We start from the raw sequence: 5,798 nt of genomic DNA on the forward strand, positions 1-5,798 counted from the left end.
GGGTCTGATAGTCGGCGGCCAATTGCGCCAGGGCCACTCTGCCGGCCTCGATGTCGCCGGGCAGGTCGAAGATGAACCGGTTGATCTGCTCTTCGCGGAACGTCGGAAACAGCTGCTGTGCGTCACGCATGTCCGCGGGCAGGGCATTGGCCTCCAGGTAGGTTCCGTGTGCCTGGTAATAGGTCTTGACCTTCTCCAGCGTCGGCCTTGAGAGCGGGTTGTGGGACAGGTCGAAACGGCGGCTGGATTCGGCCGACAAGTCGAAAATGGCCTCTGGCAAGGTGCTGATCCGGTTGTCGTTCAAGAGAGCGGCTTGTAGCTCCGTACGGCTGAGCAGGCCGGCCGGCAGGCGCTCGATGCCAGTATTTGACAGGTCCAGGGCGACCAGTTCAGGCAGGGCCTCGACACTGGGGACGAGGCTGAGCGGGTTGTCGCTCAGGTCCAGTGAACGCAACTGATGCATCGCCGACAGCCGCGCCAGGCTCTCCGGCGTGAGGGTGATCCGGCAATTGCTCAATTGCAGTGAATTCAACTGAGGCAACGAGGTGATGTGCGCGGGCAGAGCATCCAGCGGGGTGTTCATGACCCCCAGCTGGCGCAGCCTGGGAAAGCGGCTGAGAAAGGGCAGCACGCCTTGGAGATACTCGGAGCCGTCCAACAGCAGCATGGAAATGTGATCGAACTGGGCGTCCAGGCGTGGTAGCTCGCCAAGGAAGTTGGCGTTCAGGTTCAGTACATGGCCGTCGCGGGCCGGGTCTTCGTAGTAATCGTCGATCCCGGTTTCGCGGCGCCAGGCTTGCTTGATCTGATGGGCAATCATCAGGCGACTCTGTTCCTCCTGGCGCCGCTCCCAGGTGCTCAACGCCTGGGCGGTGGTCGGGTGGTGGGTCGGAATATCCGTCTGCCAGACCTGCAGGTCTCGATTCAGTTGTGCGTATTCCTGGGCCAGTTGAGCGAGCTGTGTTGCCGCGCCGCCCGGGCGAGACTGCAACTGCTCAATGAGCGCGTGCAGTTGGGTATCCCTCAGGCCGGGGTACAGGGTGCGTGCCCGTTGCTGCAGGCTTACCGGGCCGACCGCTGCGGGCGGTTGTTGGGCGTAACCCGCATCGTTGCCGAGCAGTTGCAGGGTTTCGACGGCCGGCTCCGGCTCGGCGCCCAGCAGTACCCGCAGCTCGTGGCGGGGCGGCGGGTGTTGGCGCAGGCGTTCGCGCAGTTCGGGTCCTTGGTGGATACCGATGTTCAGTTGGTCGCGCTGGGCATCGGGGAGGGCGTGGAGGATGGCGGTGTAGAGGTCGGTCTCGCCGGACAGCGGGCCTCGTTCGTCGTAGGGCACGTAGCGGCCGCTGTCCAGGCGTACCAGGCTGCGGCGGATGGGGGCGTCGTCGGGGCCGATGCTGCGCCACAGCGGCCCGTCGATGCTGCGGTGCCGGGCTTGCAAGTTGACGTCGGTGGACCAGCCCGGCAGCAACCGCAGTGCGCTCAGTGTCAGTTGGTCGCTGTCGAGGTTGATGTGCGAGTCCAGGTGCTGCCCCTCGTAGGCGCGGGACAGGCGTACCTCGGTAAGGGCTGCCTGGGCCAATTGCGCCAGGCGCGGTGGCGTGCGTTGCTCGCGCAGTGCCGTCTGTTCCTGCGCAGTCGCCTGGCCCAGCAATTTTTCGGCAACCGAGGCGGGCAAGCCGGGTGCGCTGTCGATCAACCGCTGGGCCTGGGGGTGTGCGGAATACTGCAGGAACCCATAACGCGAGTCGAACAGGGCGCCGCGATGTTTGCGTGCGATCTCGGCCAGCCGCTTTCTCAGGTTGTGCGCGCGGGTTTCCAGGCTCAATTGCGGGTCGCTGGCGCGCTCGCCAAACTGTGCGCGGATTTCTTCCGGGGTCAGCGCCTTTAGCACCGCCTTGAGCAGATCACTGTTGGTCAATTGTGCTTCATGAATCTGCACCAGAGGCTTGGACTGATCGCCGAAGACCCACGCCACACGGCCCTGATCATCCAGGAAGCGCGAGCCGCGGGTGTGTGGCCATGAGCCGTTGGCGGTGAGCAGTTGCAGCAGGTCCTGCGGATCGATACGGCCATAAGCCGCCGGGTCATCGTTGTTCAGGCGCTCGATCAGGATATCCAGGTCGCGCTCGATGCGCAGCCTTGCCAGGGCGTCATCAAGCAACGGTGGCAGGGGCTCGCTGTGAAGGTGCATCTTGCGCAGGCTGTCTTCAGGGGTGCCGCTGAGGGTCAGGGCCAACTCGCGGTCGGCGTCACTGAGGCCCTGCGCCCGGTGGCCCAGGCGGTCGAGCAGGGTGGGTTGGGTCCATTGCAGCGGTTGGTCGAGTTCGGTCCGCCAGGTGCCGTGCTCGTTGTGGTGCAGCTGGGGTTGATAGGCGTCGGCCCGTGTCGGGTGTTGGATGCGGTACTGGCCGTCCTCAGGGGACTTTTTCACCGCATAGAGTTTGCCTTCCAGCGCCAGGATCGATTCCCTGCGCACGTCATGCAGGCCGCGTGCGTCGATACCCACGTGCGGCGGCAATTGCAGCTTCTGCTGGTAAGGGCTGAGGTCGGGTTTCCAATAGCGGCGGGCGCCATTGGCGAGGGTGACCGGCTTGAAACGATCGATGAAAGCCAGAGTTTGCGGTGACAGCAACTTGCGCAGCTCAGGCACGCCGATCTGCGTGCCGGCAGTAAACAGCCCCAGTTGAACCGCAGCCTCCAGCAGGTTCATCAGGTGTGCGAACGCTTCGCGGTCGAGACCTTCGGCCCAGTCGACGATGCCCTCGAAGACGTCATTGAGCAGTTGATAGGCCATGTAGCCCAGCATCAGTTCGCCAAGCCCCGGAATGAAGGGCGCAACCACCATCAGCAGCGTGTTCACAATCGTCGAGGCCACATTGACGAATGCATCCCAGCGCGCCCAGCGGGCGTTGCGATCCACGATGGCGGTGGCGACCGCGAGGGTGCGGGCGTCGTTGAGGATTTTGTTCAGCCTGGATTGATAGAGGAACAGCCACGGGTCGCCCTGGATCGGGATGGCGGAGAATTGCAGCTTGGGGTCGTCGGTGGGTTCGGCGCGCCAAGGTGCCAGGCCGTTGCCTTGCTCACTGGGATGCCAGGTGATTTTCTCCAGGCGCTGGCTGAGGTCGGCGAAAAATGCGCCGAGGTGTTCATGGGCCACGAAGCGACTGAAGAACGCCTGGTAGTCGGGACTGCGCAGTTGCCGGGTCAGTTCCTGCTTGAATGCCAGCGGCGAGGGGTATTCCTTGATCGGGTGTTCAGGTTCGTCGGGCACGTACGCTACCAGCCGCTGGCCGTTGCGGGTGTTTTCAAGGTCCGGTGCGAACAGCAGGATGCCGGTCAGCGGCGCCTCCATCATGCTGAAGTCATGGCAGAGCACCACATTTTTCCCGAGGCGCAGGCCGGTACGGCCATCGATGAAACCCTCTATCACCTGCGCGTAATCGCCCTGGATATCCTGCTGCAGACGTGCCAGTTGCAGCGCTGCGCGCAGGGCGGCTTTCTGGCTGGCATCAACCTTGGTTTGCAGCACCGCGCTGGCGACCGGGCTGTCCATGCCTAGCCCGCTACGCAGGTAGCGCATGTAACGGGCACCCAGGTCAAGGTCGCGACACAGTTGTGCGAAGGATGCGACCGGCAGTTGGCGTTTGATCGCTGGCAAGGTGTCGAACCGGCCGAAGGCGTCGGGACGGGTGATGTAGGTGGAGGCGGGCTCATAAGCGTCCGCCAGGGTTTCCTTGTGTTCGAAGTTGTGCAGTGCAGCGTCCAGCAGTGACACGGTCCAGGCGCGGGCAGCACCGGATCGCATAGGAAACCACGGGATGGTCAGCGGGATGTACAGGCGGATAAAGGTCGCTTCTACGTCCAGCTCAAGATTGAACTGTTGCTTCAAGGCGTCTGTGAGCAAGGGTTTGCCGAACGCCTTGGCATCCTTGAGATCCTTGAGGGCGTTGTCGACGCGGCTCTGGGCTTGCCAGTGTGCACCGCTCAGCTGTTTGAAGGCGGCTTGCTGCGCGGCGTTGGCGGTTGGTAAAGGCAGGGGCGAGGCTTTTTTAAACGCCTCGCGCTGGCGGACGGACGTGCTGAGCAGCCAGCCGGGCAGGGCGCCGGTCAACGGTTCAAAATCTTGGTCGGGACGGTGGGTATCGTTGGCTGCCGGTACAGGAGAAGTCGGGGTTGTCATGCTCAGATCCATGAGGAGGCTCGAAACCACGAGTAAATCAGCCACCCCGGCATGCCGGACTTTAGATAGTTATGCCGCCGGCACGTCTGGCCCTCACGCAAACGGCCCGCAGCGTTTAAACTGCGCCATTGCGACGCTATTTGTCGCATTGGCGTAAACCCGCGTAAAACGCGGGTTGGCGCTATAAGAAGTTGTCGCTTGGCGACAAGGCCGCACTGAAAACTGTCCTTACAATCCCTGCATCGCCCGCCAGTTCCAGGCAGGCGTTCCTCTTCAGGAGACTCCGATGTCCGTTGAGCAAGCCCCGGTGCAACGTGCCGATTTCGACCAGGTCATGGTGCCCAACTACGCACCGGCCGCATTCATTCCTGTGCGTGGCGAAGGTTCGCGCGTGTGGGACCAGGCGGGTCGCGAGCTGATCGACTTTGCCGGCGGCATCGCGGTCAACGTATTAGGCCACGCCCACCCGGCGCTGGTCGGTGCACTGACCGAACAGGCCAACAAGCTGTGGCACGTCTCCAACGTCTTCACCAATGAGCCGGCCCTGCGCCTGGCCCATAAGCTGATCGACGCCACCTTTGCCGAGCGCGTGTTCTTCTGCAACTCCGGCGCCGAAGCCAACGAGGCTGCCTTCAAGCTGGCCCGTCGCGTCGCGTTCGACCGCTTCGGTACGGAGAAGTACGAGATCATCGCTGCGCTGAACAGCTTCCACGGTCGTACCCTGTTCACCGTCAACGTCGGTGGCCAATCCAAGTACTCCGATGGTTTTGGCCCTAAAATCACCGGCATCACTCACGTTCCTTATAACGACCTGGCTGCGCTGAAAGCTGCCGTGTCGGACAAGACCTGCGCCGTTGTATTGGAGCCGATCCAGGGTGAAGGCGGCGTACTGCCGGCCGAACTGGCCTACCTGCAAGGTGCCCGCGAACTGTGCGACGCGAACAACGCGTTGCTGGTGTTCGACGAAGTGCAGACCGGCATGGGCCGCAGCGGCCACCTGTTCGCCTACCAACACTACGGCGTGGTGCCGGACATCCTCACCAGCGCCAAGAGCCTGGGCGGCGGTTTCCCGATTGCCGCGATGCTTACCCGTGAAGACTTGGCCAAGCACTTGGTCGTCGGCACCCATGGCACCACCTACGGCGGTAACCCGCTGGCGTGCGCGGTGGCAGAAGCGGTGATCGACGTGATCAACACTCCCGAAGTGCTGGCTGGCGTGAATGCCAAGCACGACCTGTTCAAGGCGCGCCTGGAGCAGATCGGCAAGCAATATGGCATCTTCACCGAAGTGCGCGGCATGGGCCTGCTGCTCGGTTGCGTGCTGAGCGATGCGTTCAAGGGCAAGGCCAAGGACGTGTTCAACGCGGCCGAGAAAGAAAACCTGATGATCCTGCAAGCCGGCCCGGACGTGGTGCGTTTCGCGCCGAGCCTGGTGGTTGAAGAGGCGGACATCAAGGAAGGCCTGGACCGTTTTGAACGTGCAGTGAAAACACTGACGCAAGCTTGATAAACCGTTCGGTGCCTGGCGTTGGGGCCCGAACACAAATTTTGTATGCCGGACTCCTTGGTTGGAGCTGTGAAGATCAAATGTGGGAGCGGGCTTGCTCGCGAATGC

At 62.8% G+C, this 5,798-nt stretch carries 2 protein-coding genes; one reads left to right on the plus strand and one right to left on the minus strand.

Annotation, left to right across the window (positions count from 1 at the left end; genetic code table 11):
* Positions 1–4,183, minus strand: a 4,183-nt coding sequence (locus ACRESD_RS01725; RefSeq protein ID WP_431749352.1) for a dermonecrotic toxin domain-containing protein, incomplete at its 3' end; no start/stop codon positions are given.
* 286 nt (positions 4,184–4,469) lie between these two features.
* Between ACRESD_RS01725 and ACRESD_RS01730 the strand changes: the two genes are divergently transcribed.
* On the plus strand, positions 4,470–5,690 hold the full coding sequence (locus ACRESD_RS01730; RefSeq protein ID WP_431749353.1) for an aspartate aminotransferase family protein: 1,221 nt from the start codon (positions 4,470–4,472) through the stop codon (positions 5,688–5,690).
* Positions 5,691–5,798: the final 108 nt, after the last annotated feature.

The organism is Pseudomonas sp. (assembly GCF_050739995.1).
Lineage (GTDB): Bacteria > Pseudomonadota > Gammaproteobacteria > Pseudomonadales > Pseudomonadaceae > Aquipseudomonas.